Below are 20,635 nucleotides of genomic sequence, written 5' to 3' on the forward strand. Positions count from 1 at the left end.
CGACGTCAACAAGACCATCCGCCGCCTGCTCAAACGCCTCGCCGACCTTGGGTGTCAAGTGGATCCCATGTCTCATACTGTTTAGCGCTTCCTACTAGAAGGACAGCGAGACGACGGGGTTGCTCCTTCATCGCGAGCTGCGGGAGGCCTTCACAGAAACTGCCTCACCTTTGCCTTTGCTTCCCCGGGTGCTTCCAATCGGAGCGATATGGACGGCCTAGCTATTAGAGGCCGAGATCCGACAAGCCAGGGTGATCATCTGGACGACGACCGAGCGGCCAATGGAACCTCCGCTCTTCTTCCTTGATTGGCAAATCATTGATGCAAGCGTAGCGATTCACCATCAGACCGTCCTCGCCGAACTCCCAGTTCTCATTGCCATAGGACCGGAACCAGTTGCCGGAGTCGTCACGCCACTCGTAGGCGTAACGCACGGCAATCCTGTTATCCGTGAACGCCCACAGCTCCTTGATGAGACGGTACTCCAACTCCTTCGACCATTTGCGCTCTAGAAACGCTCGGGCTTCATCGCGGCCGTTTGCGAATTCAGCACGGTTGCGCCATCGCGTATCCAGGCTGTACGCGAGGGACACTTTGGCAGCGTCGCGGGTGTTCCAGCCATCCTCGGCTAGGCGCACTTTCTCGATGGCGGATTCGCGTGTGAAAGGGGGAAGCGGTGGACGGAGTTCAGTGTTAGTCGACATGAAATCACCTCTGTGGTTGGTGGATGAAGACCCGATACCGGGCCGAAGGGTTGATAAGAGCAGTGCTGGTGTTTTCAAATGCTTGGTGTGGCGATTAGCCCGTGCACAGGCAGATTCCTAATCCGCTCGCTTACGCCGCGAACGTGATGTAACCGCCCGAGTGCGTCATGATGTGCGCCCAACGCACGGCCGCGTACAGGCCCTCCGCGCACGCAAAGTCACTACCGTCAATTGCAACGACCCACTGGTCTTCATTGAGGCGAAGCACGAGGCGCTGGCTGTCGACCAGATCGCTGTACCAGCGCCATGTGGCCAGGTTCGACTTATCCGCCTGCAGAGCTTGATGAAGGAGGGCGACTTGGGAATGTGAGTGGCGCATGGCAGCCTCCTTGAAGCATCGATCTTTGATATGATGTAGACAGGTCTGTATTTATATTGGTGTAGACAGATCTGTCTGTCAAGAAAATTTCTCACGTCGCGGTACCTTTGCAGAGACAGGTCTGTCTGCGATACTGGAGGCACCGAGTGGGTCAAAAAAGGGGCCGAAATGTCACAACCTTCCGCACGCGACCGGATATTGGAAACTGCGGCGCGCCTGTTCTATCAGGACGGGTTCCGTGCCACAGGCATCGACAAGATCATTGCCGAGTCAGGCGTTGCGAAAATGTCGCTTTACCGGCATTTCGCCTCCAAGAACGAACTCATTGCGGCGTTCCTGGACCGTCGTCATGAGTTCTGGATGCGCTGGTTTGTCGAAGAGGTGGAGGCTCGTTTTGCTCAGCGTGCCGAGCTGGCCGTCCTCGCAGAAGCCTTGGGTGAATGGTTCGCGCAGGAAGACTTCCGTGGTTGCGCCTTCATCAATGTGGTAGCCGAAGCCGGATCCACGGGAGACCCTGGGCACCTTCAGCGGGCCGTATCCCATAAGCACTCAATGGAGCGGTACATTTCTGAACTCGCTGGCCGCCTCGGGCTGCAGTCACCTGCTACCGTCGCCGCAGATGCGATGATCTGCGTAGAAGGCATGATTGTGCGCTATCAGATGACGCATGATTCCACGGTGGTTGAATCGGGCAAGCGCGTACTGGCGCGAATCGAAGAGGGCGCCTCAACAAGGCGCAGAGCCAAAGCTGCCTGATACAGACAACTAGGCGAAAGTACCGCGCCCGCGCAGGCTCCTTATTGCCCCGTAGCCCGTTGAGACGGCCTGCCAGTTGGCGGGCCGTCTGCACATCCGCGTCCCGCAAAACTGTTCAGGGGGCCACAGTCGGTACACTCTTTTGCGGCTTGGGATTGCACAGCCAATCTTCCTAGATCGACCGATTGCAGCGGGGAGCCGACATCTGAACGTCCGACCGAGGGCTGATCGAATGTCGCCTGATGGCCGGAGTCGGCCAGCGGCCCACCGCATGACTGGAGCCGATCCGTACGGCCGGACAGAATTCCATCAAGGTCCAGCAATGCGTTACGCGAAGCATGAATCAAATCGACGTCAGCGCCAAAGCCTGCGGCAAAGGCTCAGGAAGCCTGCTGGCGATGATGGCTGGTCGGTACGCAGACTGTGCAGAAGCGACACGATGGAATCATCTTCGATCCGCCCTTGGTCGATCTCATCGCCAACAAGCACCATGTGCTCGTCCTCTCCATAGTGCCGCCAGTCGGTGTCGTCGGGGGGCACCGTTGCGGGCAAAGCTGACCCCTGCATCTGCATCCATGCAGAAATCCGCTTGTCCGTCTCGTCATAGCCGTCAGCAGTGAGCGTGCCAAAAGGGTATCGAAGTTCGGCTGTGTGCTGAGCTCGGAAGTTCGATGCTGCGGCGCCGGACGATACCCTGTCGAAACGATAGCAGTGGAACCGATGCCCCGAGAAGAGAAGGCGCTTTGCTGTCGCGAGCACGGGCTCGGCAAACACTGCATCCGTATAGACGCGATCGAATCGCTCATACATGGGGCTTCCAAGCGTCGCCAACTCGGAGCACACGGCACGAGCCTGGCTGCGGGCCAGCACCCTGGTCCGCCCATAGAAGCATTCGTTGTAAGGCAGCATTCCCGGCTTGATGAAGTACCTGGCCTCGTTGTGCGTGAACAAAGAGTACTGGCATCGATGCCATCTTCGCCCTCAGGGCCATCGCGAGGTCGAGCTCATCGTCGCCGTGACGCAGGCGCAGATCGCACAGGCTTACGCGCCATTGGCGCTCCTTTGTGAACTGCGGTAGCGGCGCTACGGCGCGATCCGGTTAGCCGTCTCCGATATCGTCAGGGCAAGCGCCCGAGCCAAAGGGACGTCAGTTCGGCCCTGTTATGCACGCCGAACTTGGCATAGATCGATTTGACATGGATGTGCGTTGTATTCGGGCTCTGGCCCAAGAGTGCCGCGATGACCTTTTCGGTTCTCCCATCCAGAAGCTCCAGCAGCACCTTGCGTTCCGTCGCCGTGAGCGGTGCCTTGGCGATTAGCAGTCCGTGGCTGAGAACCTGTTGCCGGTAGAGCCAGCGCAGCCCGCGCAAGGCGAGGCCGAAAGGCTCCTTGTCGGTGGATGCAAATCGCGGAGCCTCCGCACTGCGGAAGATAAAGATGTGCACGCGGACATCCTCGTTGAGGGCGCAACGCATTGACATGCTGTCTGCATGGCCGACGGCCAGGTAATGACGCCGGTAATGCGGGCCGTCGAACCACTCGGCCGGAAGCGCCTCAAAGAGCAGCCTGGTGCGGAATGCCTCATCACCGGCCATGGCGAGGATCTGTGAAATGTCCAGGGACTGCGACCACAACGCGTCGAATTGCTCCTGAACGGATTCGGCAACCTGCGCGAGGGGTTTGAGAAGCTTGACGATGCGGGGGCGCCAGCCATTCAATGGGTCCCCCGAATCAGGACTTGGCAGGCGAACGACCACTGACCAGAGGGCGTTCTGCGCGCCGAAGATGGCACAGAGCCGCGACAGCAGGTGCCCAACGGCGGCTTCGCCGTCACCGACCGCGAAGTCCGCGAGCTCATCCCAGAGTGCGAAGATCGCGTCGTCAGGCTGTCTGTCCGAAGTGGACGGGAGAGGTGCCGTCGGCACTGGCTGGGCGGGGCTCACGCGATCACCTATTCAGGTTATTTTCGGGCGTCAGCGAATAATCTACGATGAAATCCACGCCGCTATTGTATTGCAGGGTGACCATAACAACCACAGATTCAGGGACCAGACCTTGTCGTCGAAGGAAGGGGTGCTCCTGCGAAAAGTAAATTAAACCTAGGCTCGCTTCCGATTCTTCAGCGCAGGGTCTGTTGCGACGGAGCCGTCCGTACTCCCGATATGGGCTTTCGTCGATAGCGGTTCGGCACCAGCAAGACGGGAAAATGGAACTGGAGACTGACGATGAAGACAATCGAGCGACAGTGTTACCCGGGACAGGTCCATGCGTTGAATCTGAAGCTTGGAAGCACTCTCGTGGCGAAGGACGGTGCCTTACGCGTGGAGTATCGGGACGGGTCACTGGACTGGTTGCTGGACGCCGCGCGGCCCTTTTCCGTCAAGTTGTCGGAAGGCGACCATCACGTGCTGGCGTGCAATGCATTCGTCAAGATCCAGACCGATGGGACGCGGGCGGTGAATTGCCTGATCGTGTCTCCCCAGTCACTGGCGGCGCACCTCCTGCTGCGAATGAACATTGCCTGGACGTCGCGCCGGGTGCTCTCAAATACCAAATCATAGGAAGACGCTGAAGTACTCCGCAATCCTATCCTGGAAATCTGCCGCTCGGGTAGGGATTCTGCCGCGTTGACCAGGACGCAGAGCGCGACCGCTAACTGATCCGATGACGCGGCGCCGGGAACGATTTTTTACGCTTACGAGCAACACGAATTCCTAGATAGAAGAAAGGCGGCCCCGATGGTCGACTACGTCACTCGAATTCTCGCCACGGCCGCCAAGCGAACCTCCGCCGGTTATGTGGTCACCCTGATCTCCTGCATTCTTGCCGTGTTCATCTGGAACAGGCCGGGCGGGCACCTCCAGGGGACAGTGTCCCCCTGGGCGACAAACTCGACGATCGCCTCGCTCTACATCCTGACCAACGCAGCACGCGTCTTCACCTATGTGCCGCAATTGATGGCGGTCTGGCGCAGCACAGATGGCGCACGCGACATCTCCCTATTCACCTGGGGATCATGGGTTGTGGCCAACGCGACCGCTGTGGCCTACGGTGCCGTCGTCATCCACGACCTGTTCTTCACGCTGATCGCGGTGCTCAACCTGGTGTGCTGTGCGGCGGTGACCGTGGTGGGCGTGCAGCGTCGCAGAGCACAGCGGTAACTGGTACCCGCGAAGACTCTTCGCACCTTCGCAAATCAATGAAGAAGGGTGTCCAAAGGACTCGACACCCAGGGCCTTCGCGCGCCTTCGGCAAAGCGCTCTCCACGTTGGGCCGACAGGGCCCGTTCTGTTGGTGGGGGCGCTCGCGCGCCTTTCAACAGACAACAGAACAGCGACGCGGAGGTATCACCATGAAAGGGATCGCTTGCGTGGCACTGCTGGTCACCGCGTTGAGCGGATGCGGCGGCACGGCAACCAGCACGCCCAAGAAGTCCTACCGGGTGGGCAACTCGTGCGTGATGCTCGACCAGAGTAAGATCAAGGACATGGCGGTGCTGGCGAACCACTGTTCGTTCAGGGTGTTCGTGAAGTGGTTCGACCAGGGCTACTGCACGACCGGCTGTGGCGCGGGCCCGATCTCCCCGGGTAGGAGCGAAGGTATTACGCTCAAGAAGGGTTCCGTGGAATGGGCGGCCTGCGAGAGCCCGGGCAGCATCAAGGGCGGAGACGGCAGCCCCATCTGGAACGGCGGAAATTTCCGCTGCGAGGACTAGGCACTATACCGCCTCGCGGCGACAGCGCCTGAGAAGGACGTCGGTCGCCACTTCGCCAAATCCGGCGACGAAGAATCCGGTTCGGTGGCGTATGAGAATGGACGCCGCTTGCCGCAGCGCTAGGCGACCTGCCACGCCTGGGCCGCGCGCAACCAATGCACAATCGCACATGTACATGGAATATATGGTCATGGATCTCATCGGTGCGCATGTGAAGACGCTCAAGGATTATCCGCCTGCGCAGAAGGGAAGCTCGCTCACGCAGGTGTGGAGCACCAGGGTGGCGCCGATCTGCGCGCCGAGGTGCCTGGGGTCAGCGGCGATGGTTCGGAGGGTATCGGCGGCGACATCGAACAGCCTCCACGACGCCGCCGAAGTCGCCTGGATCGCCGGTGACCAGCATGGCGCCTGAAGCTCGCTACGCTGTCCGCCTGTTCGGCGAGTTCCATCTCGACGGGGCCGACGCGCCGATGCCTGACGCGAATTCTCCCCGCTTGCAGGCGCTGCTTGCCTATCTGATTCTGCATCGGGACGTGCCGCAGTCGCGCCAGCAACTCGCCTTCCTGTTCTGGCCCGATTCCACGCAAGCGCAGGCACGCAACGCATTGCGTCAGCTCCTGTTTCATCTACGCAAGTCATGGCCGCAAGCAGCCAGTTTCGTCCAGGCCGATGCGCAATTGGTGCGATGGTTGCCCGATTCAGCGTTCGATCTCGATGTCGCGCAGTTTCAGTCGGCCCTGGCCACCGCGGCGCGGGCTGCAAGCAACAACGACGCGGCCACAGAGGAAGAGTTCCTGACGCATGCCGCGGAGCTTTATCGGGGCGACCTCCTGGCCAGTTGTTACGATGATTGGATCGCCCCGCAGCGCGATCAGTTACGCGAAGCGTGCATCGCGGCGCTCGTGCGGCTCAGCCAGTTGAGCGAGGACAGACGCGACTACGCAAAGGCGTTGAAGCATTCGCGGCAGTTGCAGCGGCTCGACCCATTGCGCGAGCCCACCTATATGGCGCTGATGCGCCTGCATGCCCTGAATCACGATCATGCATCCGCGCTGCGCGCCTATCGCAACTGCGTTGAAACGTTCGCGCGCGAGCTGGGCATCGTGCCTGGTGAAGCCTTGCGTGAGGCCTATGCGCGCCTTGCTGCCCAGGCTGCGCCAACACAGCGTCGACGCCCACGGGACCCCATGCTGTCAATGATCGGACGCCACGACGAATGGCGGCGGCTTCTCGAGGTGTGGCAGCGTAGTCAGCTTGGCGACAAGCAGTTCGCCCTGATCTCGGGCGAGGCGGGCATCGGCAAGTCGCGCCTGGCGGAGGAATTGCTCGTGCACCTTTCCGGGCAAGGCTTCACCACGACGCACTCGCGTGCGTACGCGGCCGAGGGGCAGGTCGCTTTTGCGCCGGTCACCGGCTGGCTGCGCAGCCCCGCCTTGCACGAAGCGATGAGCGGACTCGACAGACTGTGGTTGACCGAAGTCGCGCGCCTGTTGCCAGAGCTGCTGACGCAACAGCCCGGCCTGCCTCCGCCCTCCCCACTCACCGAATATTGGCAGCGCCAGCGGTTCTTCGAAGCGCTGGCGCGCGGCGTGCTGGCGACTGACGGGCCGCTGCTGCTGTTGCTCGACGATTTGCAATGGTGCGACGCGGAGACGCTTGAATGGCTACGGTTCCTGATGCGCTTCGACGTGAGCGCGAAGCTCCTCGTGGTCGCGACGGCGCGGCATGAAGACATTACGCCCTTGCACGCCGTGAGCCGGCTGCTTGACGCCTTGCGGCGCGACGACCAGCTCACGGAGATGTTGCTGGGCGCGCTGGATGCCGCCGAAACCGCGAAGATCGCGGCGCAGATCATCAATCGGCCGCTGGCCGATGCGGAGGCAACCCGGCTATTTGAGGAAAGCGAAGGCAACCCCTTGTTCACGGTCGAAATGATGCGCGCCCGGTTCGATACCGCAACGGCCGGCGGGACGCCGCACGGCACGGTCCCGAAGTTGCCGCCCAAGGTGTACACGGTGATCTCGAACCGGCTTGCGCAACTGTCGCCCGCCGCGCGCGATATCGTCGGCGTCGCGGCGATCATCGGGCGAGCGTTCACCGCCGATGTGCTGGCCCGGGCGAGCGACGTGCGCGAGTGCGCCCTCACGGGCGCGCTGGACGAACTCTGGCAACGAGGCATCGTGCGCCAGCCAGACAGCGGGGGCCTTGCCTTTGACTTCAGCCACGACAAGATCCGGGACGTGGCGTACGCCGAGGTCAGTCCGCTACAACGCCGCGGCCTGCATCAACGCGTGGCACGCGCCCTCGAACAGGCGCCGGGCGATGGTCTCGACGCCGCAAGCGCGCAGATTGCCGCGCACTACGAACAGGCGGGCCTGCCAACCGATTCGGCCGCTTTCTATCGGCGCGCAGCCGGCGTTGCGCAGAGTGTGTACGCCTATGACGATGCCATTGCGCTGTTGCAGCGCGGGCTGGCACAAGCCGAGCAGATCGTCGATCCGCAAGAACGCGCCCGGCATTCGCTGGCATTGCAACTCGACCTTGCGCCGCCGATTCGGATTTCCCGTGGCTGGGCGGCACCGGAGCTCGACATGCCGCTGCGGCGCGCCGTTGAGCTCAGCAGACAGGCGGGCGACTTCAGTCAGCAGGCGCGCGCCCAACTCAGCCTTGCCTTCTTTCTCGTCGTCAGTGCGGAGCTTGCCCAGGCGCGGAGCCTGAGCGAGGAGCTCATCGCGGGATTGGGCACGCCGGGGTGGGGTACCTACGCGTCGATGGCATGGACCAACGTCATGGGGAGCCTGGTCCAGCAGGGCGACTGGGTCGCGGCGGAGCCGGCGTATCAACGCGCGCTCGGCGCCTATGACGATACCCAGCACGCCGAGCATGTGTCGTTGATGGGCGGCAACTTCGGCGTGTTGAGCTCGGCGTGGTCGGCCCATGCATTCTGGTTCACCGGGCTCGCCGATCAAGCCCTGCGGCGTGGGCGCGAAGCGCTGGAGGTGGCAAACCGGCTGGCACACCCGTTCTCCCAGTCGCTGGCGCTGTCTTATCTTGCAACGCAGCACGCCCTGCGCCGGGAGCACGGCCTCACGCTTCACTACGCCCGACAAGCACGTTCGATCGCCGATCAGTACCACGTCGGCTACTACCTCGCCTGGGCTGACGTGCTGCTCGCCTGGGCCAATGCAAAGCAGTCGCCCGGCGCCGACGCCGTGGCGGCAATGCAGGTGGCGATCGAGGGCTTTCATGCCACCGGCGCGCGCCTGCGGCTGCCGCTGTACCTCGGCATGCTGGCGGAATGTCTGGGTGACGTGGGCGAGACTGAGGCCGCGCTTGCGGCGTTGGATCAGGCACTCGACCATGCGGAGCACACTGGCGAGCACTGGCTGGACGCGGAGCTCTATCGCCTGCGCGGCGAATTGTTGTTGCACCGCAGCGCCAACCTGGCCGAAGCCGAATCGTCGCTGATCAAGGCGATCGAGATCGCTGCCGCCCAACGGGCTCGCCCCCTCGAGCTGCGCGCCGCGCTGTCGCTGGCGGCGTTGCGCGAGCCACGGGAGGGCATCGGCGCGCGCCGGGTGGTCGAGCCGCCGCTCGCCCGATTCGCCGAAGGCTTCGACCAGCCCGACATCGTCCGGGCGCGCGCGTTACTGGCGCGTTAGTCATGGTTTGGCCGCTCCGGGCCAGCCGCGTCGGAGATTGGCGCATATAACGGCGCGCCTAACGCCTTTCAAACGCCGAGGTTGCTAAAACTCCTGCATACCAACCGGACAGGAGGCAACCATGAAAGGTGCTCTGAGTGAAATCGTCGCCACTGCGCTGAAGCTGCATTTTCGGGGGCAATTGATTCAACCTGGCGATGCGGCCTATGAACAGGCACGCGCGGTGTACAACGGCATGATCGACAAGCGCCCGGCACTGATCGCGCGCTGCACGGATGTCGCGGACGTCATTGCGGCGGTGAACGCCGCGCGAGACAGCGCAATGCTGCTGGCCGTACGTGGCGGTGCGCACAGTGGCGCGGGGCTCGGCACATGCGATGGCGGACTGGTGGTCGACCTGTCGCCGATGAAAGGCGTGTTTGTCGATCCGAAGCGCAGCACCATTCGGGTTGGTGGCGGCTGCACCTGGGGCGATGTGGACCACGCCGCCAGCGCCTATGGCCTGGCGACGCCGAGCGGTTTCATCTCGACCACGGGCGTGGGTGGGCTGACGCTTGGCGGGGGCATTGGCTACCTTAGCCGCGCCTACGGCCTGACGATCGATAACTTGCTCAGCGCCGAGGTCGTTCTGGCCGACGGGCGACTGGTCAATGCCAGCAGCGACGAGAACGCGGACCTGTTCTGGGCGCTGCGCGGCGGTGGCGGCAACTTCGGCGTGGCCACCTCGTTCGAATTCAAGGCCCATCCCGTCGGCACGGTCTACGGCGGCCCTATGCTGTGGCCGATGGACCAGGCGCGCGAGTTGATGAAGTGGTGGCGCGATTTCATCCTGACTGCACCGCAGGACATCAATGGCTGGTTCGGCTTTGTGACGGTGCCGCCCGGGCCGCCGTTCCCCGAGTCAGTGCACCTGCAGAAGATGTGCGCCGTGGTGTGGTGCTACACGGGCCCACTCGATCAGGCCGAAGCGCGCTTCAAGCCGATTCGCGACGCCATGCCACCGGCGGTGGACTTTGCCGGCCCCATTCCCTGGCCGGTCTTGCAGAGCCTGTTCGACGCGCTGTATCCGCCTGGCCTGCAGTGGTACTGGAAAGCCGACTTCGTGAGTGACCTCAGCGACAAGGCCATCGACCTGCATATCAAGTACGGGCACCAGTTGCCGTCCATGCACTCGACCATGCACCTGTATCCCATCAACGGCGCGGCGCATCGCGCGGGCCCCAATGACACCGCGTTCAGCTACCGCGATGCGAGCTTCGCCAGCGTGATTGTCGGCGTCGATCCCGGCCCGGCCAACAACGACCGCATCGTGCAGTGGGCCAAGGACTACTGGCTGGCTTTGCATCCGCACTCGGCTGGCGGCGGCTACGTCAACATGATGATGGACGAAGGCAACGACAACGTGAAGGCTGCCTATCGCGACAACTATGCGCGACTGGCGGAGATCAAGCGCAAGTACGACCCGGCGAACCTGTTCCGCGTGAACCAGAACATCAGGCCCGCCTGAGGGTAGACCGAAGGTTGCGACTGCTGAAATCATTGTGGGACTCGCCGCCCTGATTCCCGGCGACTCCCACTCCCCTTGCCCGCCGAAATCGCGAGGAGAAGTTCATGAGCAAGCTGGTTTGCGCCGGGCTCGCAGCCCTGGTGCTTTTCACTGCGTGCACTGACGCCGGGAGGAGCGTGGACTGTGCCGGCGGCATATCGATGGGTGGGTCGGGTGCAGTGGAAGTGCTGGGTGAAATGGCTGGCGCAGCTTTCCCGATGAACGGTGGGCAGTTTTCGCTCTATCTGTTGCGATAGGCCTGGCCCTGCGGGAGACCTATAAAGAAGGCGTGCCGATCACCGGTTGCGCCTCGGTGAATCCCGATTGTCCCGCCATCCTGTTCGTCGCCATCGACCGCCACAATTTCGGCGGCCTCCTGCTGGCGCAAGTGATGGGGCGCCTGCTGGCCAACCGGCGCCTTGTGTACGCCGGCCTTGCCGACCGCGACCTGAAGGGGGCCATCGGGCGCAAGCGATCACGCGACTGGCCGCTGCTATCGCGGACGTCGCGATCGACATCATCCACGTGGACGGCGAGATCCCGTCCGCGATTGGACCTATCGCTTCTACCTCGCGGAAGGTTTCTATTCGGTGCGCTGTTTGCCGATCTCGGTCGGGTGCCAGCCGCCAAGCTCGGTCGTCCATGATCGGTCAGAGACGGCCGCAGATTCGCGGTGGGCATCCGACCGAGACCGGCGATCTTCGGCTATCCAGCAAATCGAAAAATTCCTCGCCCGAACGACAGGTAACTAGTTGGGAACCGGCCACTCGACGAGTAAGTCATCAGCACCCATTCAGCGTCAAGGGAAGCAGCCATTGTGGAACGACCGCGTCCGGGTGCGGATGGGCGGTAAGGTCGCGATGCGACCCATGCATTCCGTGGTCATGCAGTATTGTTGCCGTATAAGGGCATGTTTGAATCTAATGTTTGTGGCGGTGGGGGAGGGTCGCTGTGTTTGAAGAGCCCCACAAAGGCGAACCACCCGCCGCGCACCTCTGCCATGGTGCTGCCATCCAATTCTTCAACACAGGACAGATCCTTGATTACGAGAGTAGTCATTGCGGTTCTCCTTGAGGGTGGCTGTGAGCATTGACGGGCTCACTAGAGCCTTCGCATATCGTGTGCCAGCATGGCTCAAACGACCTGACTCGGTACCTAACTCGCGGAACAATAAGAGCATTGTCGAAACTCTACCCGCCATTTAGCGTCCGGACGCGGCCAACCTGTCTGCTGTGGGCCAACAGGTTGGAGGCTGGCTGTTCACAGGGGCACAACATTCGCCAGGCGTGTCTCCCCATACATCAAATGTGCGAGCCGACACCCCGATTAGCGGACGGGATGCTGAGTACCAGGCGCCAGCGGAAGTTTGCTGGAAGCGTCTTCGTAGCTCTTTAACCGCTTTCAAGAGATGGTTGTGCCCACCGTGATCCTGGAGATCCAGATCCACACCTTACTTCGAACAGATTGGCACACGCGAGATCATCCGCGTTCTTGCTGAACGTGATCCCCAAGCGGCACGCACTGTCGCTGCCCTGGTCGCCGACAGAGCAGCTATGCCAATGGATCATGTCTCGGAGGCTGCTCTAGCAAACCAAAAGCAAGAACGACGGCCAGTTAGCTCCAGCGCTATAAACGTAAGCAAAGGGGCGGATCCGGCCATCGCCACCGTTGGGTCGGATTGCGCTTTCGCGGCTGACTCGGCCCTTCGGCGCTGCGTGGTCGAATGGCTCAGAAGGGTCGGTCAGAGAAGGTTGTAGTTTCGCAGCGGGCGTCCGACCGAGACCGGCCAGTCTCCGTCATTGATCGATGCCGTTGCATGGACGTTCGAACGTCAACTCCGACCTGACAAACCGACTTGCAATGGCAAGACCAAGACGGGTCAGCTCTGGATCTATGTACGTGATGACAGGTGCCCTCGCCACCCCCGGTGGGCGAGGCATGCCCGTGCATGGGCTTTGCAACCGGGCCATGGGGACCCAGCGACGCATTCCAGAGTGGCCAGCGCTTGACATCTAGGCCGGCGCGAGCTTTGCTTGCGATAGGGAAGCGCTCTCAGTTTTCGCCCATGTCCTTGCATACGCACCCTGCGCCCTCCGCCCGTACTTGGGCCCTCCGCTGCACGCTCTTTCGCGGGCAGACGCCGCCGCGCGCCTGCCTGTACCTGCTCGCGGACCTGCGCCGGGGCGTCGCGCTGTCGGCCATACTGGCCGAGCAGCCGCTGCGTGGTGCCTTGGCCGCGTGGCTGGAAGCGGCCGCGATCGGCAGGCCCCCGCCACAGGCGCTGCAGTCGACCGAGTTGCCCTCGGAGCAAGACCGGCGGGCTCTTTACGCATGGATTGCGGCCCACGACGTTGTTCTAGAGCCGCAGAATCTGGGTGGGCGTTTCTGGAAGCCTGTCGATCAACTCTTGCACTCGGCGTGGGAAAGCCTTGGTCTGGCGCCCGGCGCAGTCGGCGAGATGCCGACCTGGGCCGGCGCGCAGCAAGGGCTGGACCGCTGGTTTCGCGAACATTGCCAGCACCTCAGCGGGGTGTGACACCGCGTGCGGGCGGCGTCTGCGACATTGGCTACCCCGGTGGGGGGCGGCGGTAGCCGCTGCAGGTCCTGAGCACTCGACGGGGGGCCGCATCCGCTGGAAGCAGCAGTGGTGAAAGAGATGTTCAAGGAAGCGCGGGTGCGCAACATGTCCCGCACGGTCAACCATCGCACGCCGGGAATCGTTGCCTTTTCCGCGCCGGTATTCGACTACCCGGGAAATATCGCGCTGACCATCACCATCATGGGATCAACCGGCACGGTCGATACCGATTGGGACGGCCCCATGCCCAAAGCATTGGGTGCTTGTGCCCAAGGAGGCTCGAAGCGGCGTGGCTATCGGGTGTCATAACAGCGCACCCGTAGGACCAAATCGTTCGCAGGTCAGGCTCTTTGCGTAACCAACATTACGGAGGGAAAGCGTCGATCGTCCATGCGAGTTCTTTTCTTCCACCCGTACCCGGGTGAGCCACAGGCCGATCACTTGCCGACCGATTCAGTTGATCGTGCGGCTGTTGTTCCCTTGAAGCAGTCGTTGCGTTCACATGCATACGAACGGCTGTCTGGGTCGGCTACAGCCCGTCGTTGCGGAGTTCTCCGCCCCCTGGGCAATCGGGCTGTTCCCGGCCAGGAACGGACTGTCAATACGGGGCTCCAGAAGTAGCCGCCGGAGCATTGCACGAGAGCACCCGTCGTTGGCCATTCGCGATCACTTTGAATATGTGCGATAGAGCACCAAATTGCACCCAAGTACGAGGGAGCATTGTCGGGCGCTTGGCCTATGTCCCATGGGGCTAACGTAACGGAGGTAGCTATGACAGACGACAAGAGTGTGCTTGTGATCGGCCTAGATCCAACACTGATTGATTTCTCACAGCCGGGCTACGCGCCGGGCATGGACGCACCGAAGGTGCTGGCCGGTCTCAAGTCTTCTGAAGACGAATTGACTCGTCTTGGGTACAGCGTGCAGATGTGTTTGACCGACTTTGGCGAGACTGCGGAGGCAGTTGTTCAAAGCAGACTCGAGCAGAAGCGTTACGATTGTGTCTTGATCGGGGCGGGTGTACGCGCGAATCCAAGCAACTTCATGCTGTTTGAGAAGTTAATCAATGTGGTGCACCAGCACGCACCTCAAGCCAAGATATGCTTCAACACGTTGCCGAGCGATACCGCAGCGGCGGTAAAGCGTTGGCTATGAGAACCGTCAACGGTGTGAGAATCGCGCGCCAACCATGGTCGTACAGTGACCGTGATGCCGCCCAACTAGCGGTTACAACGGAGCCGGCGCACTCGTGTGCTCGCTAATCGTCCAGTGCTCCAGCGCCAGCCCGGTGAACCTAGTCGTTGAACGTCAGCTTCCAGAATAGCGGAAGGTCCGCAAAGGGTCGGTTGCGGCCGTTACACCGCCTGGGCCAACTGTTAGATCCCGCAGCCGCCTGCCCCACCCTGAGCCGGACTCGGCTGTCTCAGGCCAGCAGCACTGCCTTACGAACCACCCCAAGAAAGAACCGAGCCCCGCACAAAAAGCACGCCCGTGCCGACATTTCAAATTAGCCAGCACCCCGACATTTCAGAACACCCTGGACAGCGACAGGACATGTGGCGCCAGATTCTAATGTCTTCATATAAGAGTTAGTCCGGCTAACCTGTACGTAGCCGCCGAGCGCGGGCCCATCGCCGTTCAGATCCTGACACTTGGCGCGATCTTCGTTGCGGCCACGTTCCTCGTGTTCTCGGCTATCGCCTGGTCGTCAGGCACCTTTGGAGCATTTGCTGCTACGTTCGTCGCGCGCACAGCATGGACGGAACTGGTTTGCCGGTGCGGTCTTTCTTGCGCTCGCCACGCGCCTGGTCACTTCGCACATCTGATGCGCACCAGGCACCTATGACACCTATTCAAACTTTCAACCGACGGGAATTTTTCGCGATAGCGGCGCGTTATACGGTAGCAACGATCGCAACATGGCGCCGCTCCTACAGGCTGCACGGATCCGGTCGTTGAACTGTCGCTTTCCACGCATTCCCTAAGGAGCTACTTATGAAACGCCTCGGCCACATCTCCGGTGCTGCCCTGCTGATTGCCACCGTCGCCGCCTTTGCTTCCCAAGCCGCCGTTGCCGCTGTCAACTCGCCCCGCGACGTCTATACCGATGGCGCTCGCATCGGGCAGCGGGATGTCTTCACCGATGGTGCGCGCGTCGAACAACTTGATACATTCATCGATGGTGCCCGAAATGCGGCGCTGAACGAACGCATCGATGGCATTCGAACCCTTGCTGGCATGGATCGCACGGGCCCGTCGACTCCTCCCGCACGCTCCGCCGATCCGTACACCGATGGAGCCCTTGCCTGATAACGGGCCTCGATCCCACTCCAGCAATCTTTGCAGAGCTGCGGATGACTCGCACCAACTACCGCGTGACACCCGCAGCTGCTGACGCCATTTGATGGTCCCGCCGGAATTACCGGGCCCTGCACGAACCGGAATGCCAGGCTTTCCCGAGATCTGTGGGGCTACCACGAGGTAGCGGCGCTCTGGGTGCTCGCGCATGATTCTCGGCTCCAAGAGAAACAGTGCGTTGGCCCTCGGTAGAGACGTTTGCGCCGACCCCCCCACTAACTGCCACGTCAGATACAAGCTAATGCGATAACCGGCCCCACACGAGCGGCCGTTGGACTTTGGGAACAGTCGTTGATATATCAGCGAGTCAAATGGAGTTAGCGTGTCGGCAAGAGACAGTGAGCAACCGGCGCGGAGCAGTCCAACGAATTCGCGCTTCAAGTCAGGGCAGTCTCGCTATTTCCGGTTCTAATACGTGAGAGCGCTGGCCGAATTAACTGATAAGTCGTTGATTCTTTGGAAAACGCAGTCTCACGAACTTCGGTTCCTCACAATACCCACGCGTTTTCCCCTGTCTGTACGGCGCCCCGCCCTTGGTCCGTCAAAAATTTGCGGCTTGAACATCCGGACAGTCGAACGACGCGGCTGCGCTCATGCGAACGCATCCGATAGTCGTGCGTGCGGTTGCCCGCTTCGGCGTTGAGCTTGCCATCCACGGTGGTGCCCTTCGACACGGTCCCCTGCGCACCGACACTCACTTGCACCGCGTCGCGGTCTGACGGCGTAGCGAAGACGTCCCAGTCGTTGCCCGGGTTGGTCGAGAGCGCCGCAGTCACCGGACTTGCCGGTGCCGTTGAGCCAGTGATCCCACGCGACGTCGGCGTCGAAGTGCACCGGGATGCCTCGGTGGTGCATGCTCGCCCGACTTCATGTGCACGCCCAGCACGCCCGTCAGCGCAGTGTTGCTGGGGCACCCGCGACGTTCAGGTCTACGTAAAGGAACGCGTCGCAATTCGCAGCCTTGCGCTCGACGCGGAGCTGTGACGCACGCGAGGACCGGATCGGCCGGACGATTGCACGCAGCCACGCTCGCCGAGCGCCATCAACAGTGGATTGAGAAGTAGTGGCTGGAAAGCGGATGATGCGTCTGACCTGATGGGACGGCCCGCCACGGCGGACGGCTAGGGCACGCGAGCCACAGGGCTTCGCGGCTGCGGAGCGAGCCTCCGAACGACCGGTATGGGATGGTGAATCGACCTTCGAACGTCCGCACGAGGTTGTGCCTGAATGTCGCTTGTTGGCCGACTTCGGAAGTTGCGTCGCGGGTCGGCGCTAGTCGCGCTCCCTGCCGCGCCCTGTGACTTGGGTAAGCATTTTGGGCGGCACTGATTTCGGGAGAGCCTCACTAGGCTTTTATGCGGCTCAGTTTGTACTTGTAAGCAAAGTCTTGGGTTCCAAGTAGGCGCACATACCCCATCTGCCCATTTCTCGCCCGAGCCCTGAATGCTTGAAGCCTCCGAATGGTGCGCGCGGCTCGTGGGCCAGGGTGTTGACGAGCACACGGCCCGAATCAATCTGGCGTGCCACACGTTCGCAGCTCTCCAGGTTCTTTCCCAGCACAAGGGCACTCAGGCCATAGCGTGTGTCGTTGGCAATGGCGATCGCGTCAGCCTCATCCTCGTAGGGGATGATCGTCAGCACAGGACCGAAGATTTCCTCGCGCGCGATGCGCATCTGGTTGTCGGCATGCGTAAAGATGGTGGGCTTCACGAACCATCCGGCGCGCATTCCATCGGGCAGGCCTTCACCACCTGCCAGCAGCGTCGCGCCTTCCTGCTGTCCGATACGGATGTAGTCCTGCACCCGTTCCCATTGCTTCCGGCTCACCATCGGGCCGATGTCGGTGTCGGCATTGCGCGGATCCCCGGATCGGAAATGAGAGACTGCCTCCTTCGCGATCTGCTCGAACTCTGTCAGACGACTGCGAGGCACGAGGATACGCGTCCCGGCAATGCAAGCCTGGCCGCTGTTGGCGAAGCCCGCCTGCAGCACCAGCGGCATGATGGCCGGAAAGTCCGCGTCTGCTAGGACTACCGTGGGCGACTTGCCGCCCAGTTCCAGGGTCACGCGCTTCATTGTCGCCGCGCCGGTGGCTACCAGATGCTGGCCCACTGCGGACGAGCCCGTGAACGAAATCTTAGCGACGCCGGGGTTGCGCGCGATCTCTTCGCCGACGACCTCGCCCCGGCCATTGACGATGTTGAATACCCCTGGGGGGAGGCCGGCTTCGTGCAACGCCCTGGCCACGATCTGCGTCTGCATCGCGCTCATCTCACTGGGCTTGATGACGGCGGTGCAACCCGCCGCCAGCGCGGTGGCCAGCTTGTTGCAGATGAAGCCCGCATTGCTGTTCCATGGGGTGATCAGACCGGCAACGCCGACAGGCGTCTGGATCACCCTGGCCGAGCCGACTTGCTCCTCGAACGCGAAGGACTCGAGGGTATCGATGGCTTGGGCAATGACATCGGCCGGATACGTCGCCATCCAGCGCCCGCGGACTAACGGCGCGCCGTATTCCGTCAGGATGGCTTCCATCAACTCATCTTCACGCGCCGCCACGGCCCGATGCATGCGCTGCAGAGCAGCAATGCGCTCCTCGCGCGTGGTGCGTGACCAGGCGGGGAATGCCGCTTGGGCCGCCGCGATGGCGCGCCGCGCGTCCTGCGCATCGCCCAGCCGCACCTGACCGATGACTTCCTCGGTGCTCGGGTTGTGGAGGTCGAACCATTCCTGGCCGTGCGGCGTGACGAATTCGCCGTTGATGTAGATGTGCTTAATGCGTTGCATGGTGGCTTATTCCGAGTGGGATGCAACGAAGTCTAGGATTGGTTTACTGTTCCGATAAGCCGTCTTGTGGCTGATGATGTATGCTGAATTTCAGGACAATTCATGCACAGAACAGGAATGACCGAGCTGGAAGTTGTTCTGGCCGTCGCGCGCAGGAACAGCTTTCGTGGCGCGGCGCAGGAGTTGGGCATGTCCACTTCAGCCGTGAGCAGCGCCGTGGCCGGACTGGAGGCACGCTTGAGGGTGCGTCTCTTCAATCGCTCGACACGCAGCGTTGCCCTCACGGACGCGGGGCTACGCTATGTGGAGCGCATCGGCCCCGCATTGGCGGAAATCAAGAGCGCAGGCGAAGAAGCCGGTACCGGCCCAGACGTGCCGAGTGGCACCCTGCGCATCAATGCGCCGCAGGGCGCGGCAAACCTGCTGCTGGAGCCGCTTTTCAACCTGTACGCGCAGCGCTATCCCGAGGTACGGATCGACATCATGAGCGAGTCGCGCATGATCGACGTCGTGGCCGAAGGATTCGATGCAGGTATTCGCCTGGCCGAATCCGTCCCGCAAGACATGATCGCCGTGCCGCTTTCGCGCGACGTCCGCATGCTTGTGGTGGCAACGCCTGAATACCTGGAGCGCCACGGCACGCCCCGACACCCACGTGATCTGCTCCAGCACCAGAGCATCGGCATGCGTATGTCCCACGGTGGCATCTATCACTGGGAGCTGGAGCACAAGGGCCAGAAGCTACAGATGGATCTGCCTGTCCGTATCGCGCTCAATGAGTTGCTGGCCATCAAGCAGGCGGTACTGCTCGGGCTGGGCATCGGCTTTATCTCCGAATGGTTCATCGCGGAAGAGTTGAAGACCGGCGCTCTGGTGCCCGTGCTGGTTCCGTGGTGCCCGTCGTTTGGCGGACTGAGGCTTTACTATTCAGGTCATCGCTTCGTGCCCGCGCGGTTGCGCGCCCTTGTTAGCCTGGTCCATGAGTTGCGCTTGGCTGAAGCGCCGTAGCGAGAGGCGTGTCTACCAAGCTGAAGAGACAATTCGCCAAGCGGCGCCTTCTGTCGGACGCCATGCGCTAGCTTCGAGGCAGGCGAATTGAATCCTTTCGGATGCGAAAGTGCCGGTCCATAACTGTGTCAGACGTTGTCTGCATATGGATGTGTTGTGGCACTGCTTTCTATTCTGATCGGCGCAGTATTGGATTGAATTTCCCTGCCGAGCTTGTTGGAAGCCCTGGAGGCCCGCGTCCATATAGGGCCGATGAACGGTAGTTGGGTCTCTGACGGGTACCGTCCACTGGCCGGGAGCAGCCGGTCGCCGCGGTATGCCGGTGTTCAGCCGCCTTCATCCAAGCCCCGAGATGGAGTCCTATGGTAAGGTTGGGGAGATGAGTTCATGGACTTCAACTGGTGATGCATGGGCCGCACCTATGTGGTGCTGGGGGAGTGATGCAGCGTGAGTAATGCGAAGCAGGAAACGCGGCGCATCCTGCCGACCGAGAGGGTTTCAATCAGCAGGGCTTTGCGCCTGAGCGTACCGCCAGAGGCCAGGCCTGCGCCGGTCAATGGGAAAGACTGGCTGCGTCAGAGGAAAGAGCAATTGCAGGCTGCCCGTGCCGCTGCCAAGCAAAGGCGCGATCTACTAAGAGCCGAAATCATGTCGGCCGTGCAAGATGTTGCCCGAGAGGAACGCACTGCTGCGCGGCTAGAAGCTGAACGCCTGAAGGCGGAAGCCAAAGCCGCGCGGACCTACACGCGGGAGGACGTACGCGCCGCCGCCAAGTTCGAGCGCGGCCAACCAACCCGCTCGGCGTCCAAACGAAAGACGCTTGCTAATGAGAAACGCAAGCTGGTCTCTTACACTGATCTGTTGCGGATGCGTGGGTGATCTGGCGGAAGTTCGACAGTGCGGACTGCCGATCGATTTCGTGGAAAGCGGCGTCGATCTCGTAATCCGATTCGACGCGTTGTCGGACAAGCGGCTGAACGCGCGGTGGACCATGTCGAGCCGGCGGTTGACCTGCATTCGCTACCGACCCAATGCAGCCGTTGCCGACCCGCTTGCGCCGTTGGCTTCTGCGCCATATGGACGGCCGCTCTCCGAGGCTAACGGTCATCTGCACAAGGGCAGCTAACAAAGCCATGTCATCG

At 61.8% G+C, this 20,635-nt stretch carries 22 protein-coding genes; 15 read left to right on the forward strand and 7 right to left on the reverse strand.

Going from position 1 to position 20,635, the window contains the following annotated elements:
* Positions 1-224: 224 nt before the first annotated feature.
* Both RM96_RS28310 and RM96_RS28315 read right to left on the reverse strand, forming a co-directional pair.
* Positions 225-704: a nuclear transport factor 2 family protein gene (locus RM96_RS28310; protein WP_039015055.1), complete on the reverse strand. Its 480-nt coding sequence runs from the start codon at positions 702-704 to the stop codon at positions 225-227.
* A gap of 130 nt (positions 705-834) precedes the next feature.
* Positions 835-1,083, reverse strand: a complete 249-nt coding sequence (locus RM96_RS28315) for a hypothetical protein (protein WP_039015056.1) — start codon at positions 1,081-1,083, stop codon at positions 835-837.
* Between the two features lie 168 nt (positions 1,084-1,251).
* Between RM96_RS28315 and RM96_RS28320 the strand changes: the two genes are divergently transcribed.
* Entirely contained in the window at positions 1,252-1,839 is a 588-nt protein-coding gene (locus RM96_RS28320; RefSeq protein WP_039015057.1) for a TetR/AcrR family transcriptional regulator, read from the forward strand.
* Between the two features lie 354 nt (positions 1,840-2,193).
* On the opposite strand, the gene RM96_RS28325 is transcribed toward RM96_RS28320, so the two are convergent.
* Both RM96_RS28325 and RM96_RS28330 read right to left on the reverse strand, forming a co-directional pair.
* Positions 2,194-2,649 carry a carboxylesterase family protein gene (locus RM96_RS28325; RefSeq protein WP_193752542.1) on the reverse strand — a complete coding sequence of 152 codons (456 nt, stop codon included), beginning with the start codon at positions 2,647-2,649 and terminating at the stop codon, positions 2,194-2,196.
* A 308-nt stretch (positions 2,650-2,957) separates the two neighbouring features.
* The gene (locus RM96_RS28330) at positions 2,958-3,782 is read right to left on the reverse strand and encodes a helix-turn-helix transcriptional regulator (RefSeq protein WP_238587452.1); all 825 of its coding nucleotides are present in this window, start codon (positions 3,780-3,782) and stop codon (positions 2,958-2,960) included.
* A 282-nt stretch (positions 3,783-4,064) separates the two neighbouring features.
* On the opposite strand from RM96_RS28330, the gene RM96_RS28335 reads away from it, so the two are divergent.
* From RM96_RS28335 to RM96_RS28370, 8 genes are all read left to right on the forward strand, one after another.
* Positions 4,065-4,400, forward strand: coding sequence for a hypothetical protein (locus RM96_RS28335; RefSeq protein WP_039015059.1), 336 nt, complete (start codon positions 4,065-4,067; stop codon positions 4,398-4,400).
* A 177-nt stretch (positions 4,401-4,577) separates the two neighbouring features.
* Complete coding sequence (locus RM96_RS28340; protein WP_039015060.1) at positions 4,578-5,000, forward strand: hypothetical protein; 423 nt, start codon at positions 4,578-4,580, stop codon at positions 4,998-5,000.
* A 191-nt stretch (positions 5,001-5,191) separates the two neighbouring features.
* Positions 5,192-5,554, forward strand: a complete 363-nt coding sequence (locus RM96_RS28345; RefSeq protein ID WP_039015061.1) for a hypothetical protein — start codon at positions 5,192-5,194, stop codon at positions 5,552-5,554.
* 190 nt (positions 5,555-5,744) lie between these two features.
* Complete coding sequence (locus RM96_RS28350; RefSeq protein WP_152624226.1) at positions 5,745-5,966, forward strand: hypothetical protein; 222 nt, start codon at positions 5,745-5,747, stop codon at positions 5,964-5,966.
* Positions 5,956-9,216 (forward strand): ATP-binding protein, encoded by a 3,261-nt coding sequence (locus tag RM96_RS28355; RefSeq protein ID WP_039015063.1) that lies wholly within the window; start codon positions 5,956-5,958, stop codon positions 9,214-9,216. Before RM96_RS28350 ends, RM96_RS28355 begins: the two co-directional genes overlap by 11 nt.
* 121 nt (positions 9,217-9,337) lie before the next feature.
* Entirely contained in the window at positions 9,338-10,723 is a 1,386-nt protein-coding gene (locus RM96_RS28360) for an FAD-binding oxidoreductase (RefSeq protein ID WP_039015064.1), read from the forward strand.
* A gap of 104 nt (positions 10,724-10,827) precedes the next feature.
* Entirely contained in the window at positions 10,828-11,019 is a 192-nt protein-coding gene (locus RM96_RS28365; RefSeq protein WP_039015065.1) for a hypothetical protein, read from the forward strand.
* Between the two features lie 32 nt (positions 11,020-11,051).
* Positions 11,052-11,408, forward strand: coding sequence for a hypothetical protein (locus RM96_RS28370; RefSeq protein ID WP_039015066.1), 357 nt, complete (start codon positions 11,052-11,054; stop codon positions 11,406-11,408).
* Between the two features lie 236 nt (positions 11,409-11,644).
* Here the strand turns inward: RM96_RS28370 and RM96_RS39525 are convergent, their stop codons facing one another.
* Positions 11,645-11,821, reverse strand: a complete 177-nt coding sequence (locus RM96_RS39525; protein WP_193752543.1) for a hypothetical protein — start codon at positions 11,819-11,821, stop codon at positions 11,645-11,647.
* A gap of 1,006 nt (positions 11,822-12,827) precedes the next feature.
* Here RM96_RS39525 and RM96_RS28375 point away from each other — a divergent pair.
* The 4 genes from RM96_RS28375 (at position 12,828) to RM96_RS28390 (ending at position 15,650) form a co-directional block, all read left to right on the forward strand.
* Entirely contained in the window at positions 12,828-13,298 is a 471-nt protein-coding gene (locus tag RM96_RS28375; RefSeq protein WP_039015067.1) for a hypothetical protein, read from the forward strand.
* A gap of 111 nt (positions 13,299-13,409) precedes the next feature.
* Positions 13,410-13,649, forward strand: a complete 240-nt coding sequence (locus RM96_RS28380; protein WP_152624227.1) for an IclR family transcriptional regulator C-terminal domain-containing protein — start codon at positions 13,410-13,412, stop codon at positions 13,647-13,649.
* A 462-nt stretch (positions 13,650-14,111) separates the two neighbouring features.
* Entirely contained in the window at positions 14,112-14,495 is a 384-nt protein-coding gene (locus RM96_RS28385) for a hypothetical protein (RefSeq protein WP_039015069.1), read from the forward strand.
* A gap of 840 nt (positions 14,496-15,335) precedes the next feature.
* Complete coding sequence (locus RM96_RS28390) at positions 15,336-15,650, forward strand: hypothetical protein (RefSeq protein ID WP_052279804.1); 315 nt, start codon at positions 15,336-15,338, stop codon at positions 15,648-15,650.
* A 536-nt stretch (positions 15,651-16,186) separates the two neighbouring features.
* Here RM96_RS28390 and RM96_RS28395 read toward each other — a convergent pair.
* Positions 16,187-16,474 (reverse strand): hypothetical protein, encoded by a 288-nt coding sequence (locus tag RM96_RS28395; protein WP_039015070.1) that lies wholly within the window; start codon positions 16,472-16,474, stop codon positions 16,187-16,189.
* 586 nt (positions 16,475-17,060) lie between these two features.
* A complete protein-coding gene (locus RM96_RS28400; RefSeq protein ID WP_039015071.1) occupies positions 17,061-18,485 on the reverse strand; it encodes an aldehyde dehydrogenase family protein in 1,425 nt (474 codons plus the stop codon).
* A 117-nt stretch (positions 18,486-18,602) separates the two neighbouring features.
* On the opposite strand from RM96_RS28400, the gene RM96_RS28405 reads away from it, so the two are divergent.
* Positions 18,603-19,493 (forward strand): LysR family transcriptional regulator, encoded by an 891-nt coding sequence (locus RM96_RS28405; RefSeq protein ID WP_082016749.1) that lies wholly within the window; start codon positions 18,603-18,605, stop codon positions 19,491-19,493.
* Between the two features lie 447 nt (positions 19,494-19,940).
* On the forward strand, positions 19,941-20,372 hold the full coding sequence (locus RM96_RS28410; RefSeq protein WP_039015073.1) for a hypothetical protein: 432 nt from the start codon (positions 19,941-19,943) through the stop codon (positions 20,370-20,372).
* Positions 20,373-20,635: the final 263 nt, after the last annotated feature.

It is taken from the genome of Cupriavidus sp. IDO, from assembly GCF_000812465.1.
GTDB lineage: Bacteria > Pseudomonadota > Gammaproteobacteria > Burkholderiales > Burkholderiaceae > Cupriavidus.

Excerpts from the sequence above, each read along its gene's own strand:
- RM96_RS28310 (WP_039015055.1), bottom strand. The coding sequence starts at position 704 with ATGTCGACTAACACTGAACTCCGTCCACCGCTTCCCCCTTTCACACGC.
- RM96_RS28315 (WP_039015056.1), bottom strand. The coding sequence starts at position 1,083 with ATGCGCCACTCACATTCCCAAGTCGCCCTCCTTCATCAAGCTCTGCAG.
- RM96_RS28320 (WP_039015057.1), top strand. The coding sequence starts at position 1,252 with ATGTCACAACCTTCCGCACGCGACCGGATATTGGAAACTGCGGCGCGC.
- RM96_RS28325 (WP_193752542.1), bottom strand. The coding sequence starts at position 2,649 with ATGTATGAGCGATTCGATCGCGTCTATACGGATGCAGTGTTTGCCGAG.
- RM96_RS28335 (WP_039015059.1), top strand. The coding sequence starts at position 4,065 with ATGAAGACAATCGAGCGACAGTGTTACCCGGGACAGGTCCATGCGTTG.
- RM96_RS28340 (WP_039015060.1), top strand. The coding sequence starts at position 4,578 with ATGGTCGACTACGTCACTCGAATTCTCGCCACGGCCGCCAAGCGAACC.
- RM96_RS28345 (WP_039015061.1), top strand. The coding sequence starts at position 5,192 with ATGAAAGGGATCGCTTGCGTGGCACTGCTGGTCACCGCGTTGAGCGGA.
- RM96_RS28350 (WP_152624226.1), top strand. The coding sequence starts at position 5,745 with ATGGATCTCATCGGTGCGCATGTGAAGACGCTCAAGGATTATCCGCCT.
- RM96_RS28355 (WP_039015063.1), top strand. The coding sequence starts at position 5,956 with ATGGCGCCTGAAGCTCGCTACGCTGTCCGCCTGTTCGGCGAGTTCCAT.
- RM96_RS28360 (WP_039015064.1), top strand. The coding sequence starts at position 9,338 with ATGAAAGGTGCTCTGAGTGAAATCGTCGCCACTGCGCTGAAGCTGCAT.
- RM96_RS28365 (WP_039015065.1), top strand. The coding sequence starts at position 10,828 with ATGAGCAAGCTGGTTTGCGCCGGGCTCGCAGCCCTGGTGCTTTTCACT.
- RM96_RS39525 (WP_193752543.1), bottom strand. The coding sequence starts at position 11,821 with ATGACTACTCTCGTAATCAAGGATCTGTCCTGTGTTGAAGAATTGGAT.
- RM96_RS28375 (WP_039015067.1), top strand. The coding sequence starts at position 12,828 with ATGTCCTTGCATACGCACCCTGCGCCCTCCGCCCGTACTTGGGCCCTC.
- RM96_RS28385 (WP_039015069.1), top strand. The coding sequence starts at position 14,112 with ATGACAGACGACAAGAGTGTGCTTGTGATCGGCCTAGATCCAACACTG.
- RM96_RS28390 (WP_052279804.1), top strand. The coding sequence starts at position 15,336 with ATGAAACGCCTCGGCCACATCTCCGGTGCTGCCCTGCTGATTGCCACC.
- RM96_RS28400 (WP_039015071.1), bottom strand. The coding sequence starts at position 18,485 with ATGCAACGCATTAAGCACATCTACATCAACGGCGAATTCGTCACGCCG.
- RM96_RS28405 (WP_082016749.1), top strand. The coding sequence starts at position 18,603 with ATGACCGAGCTGGAAGTTGTTCTGGCCGTCGCGCGCAGGAACAGCTTT.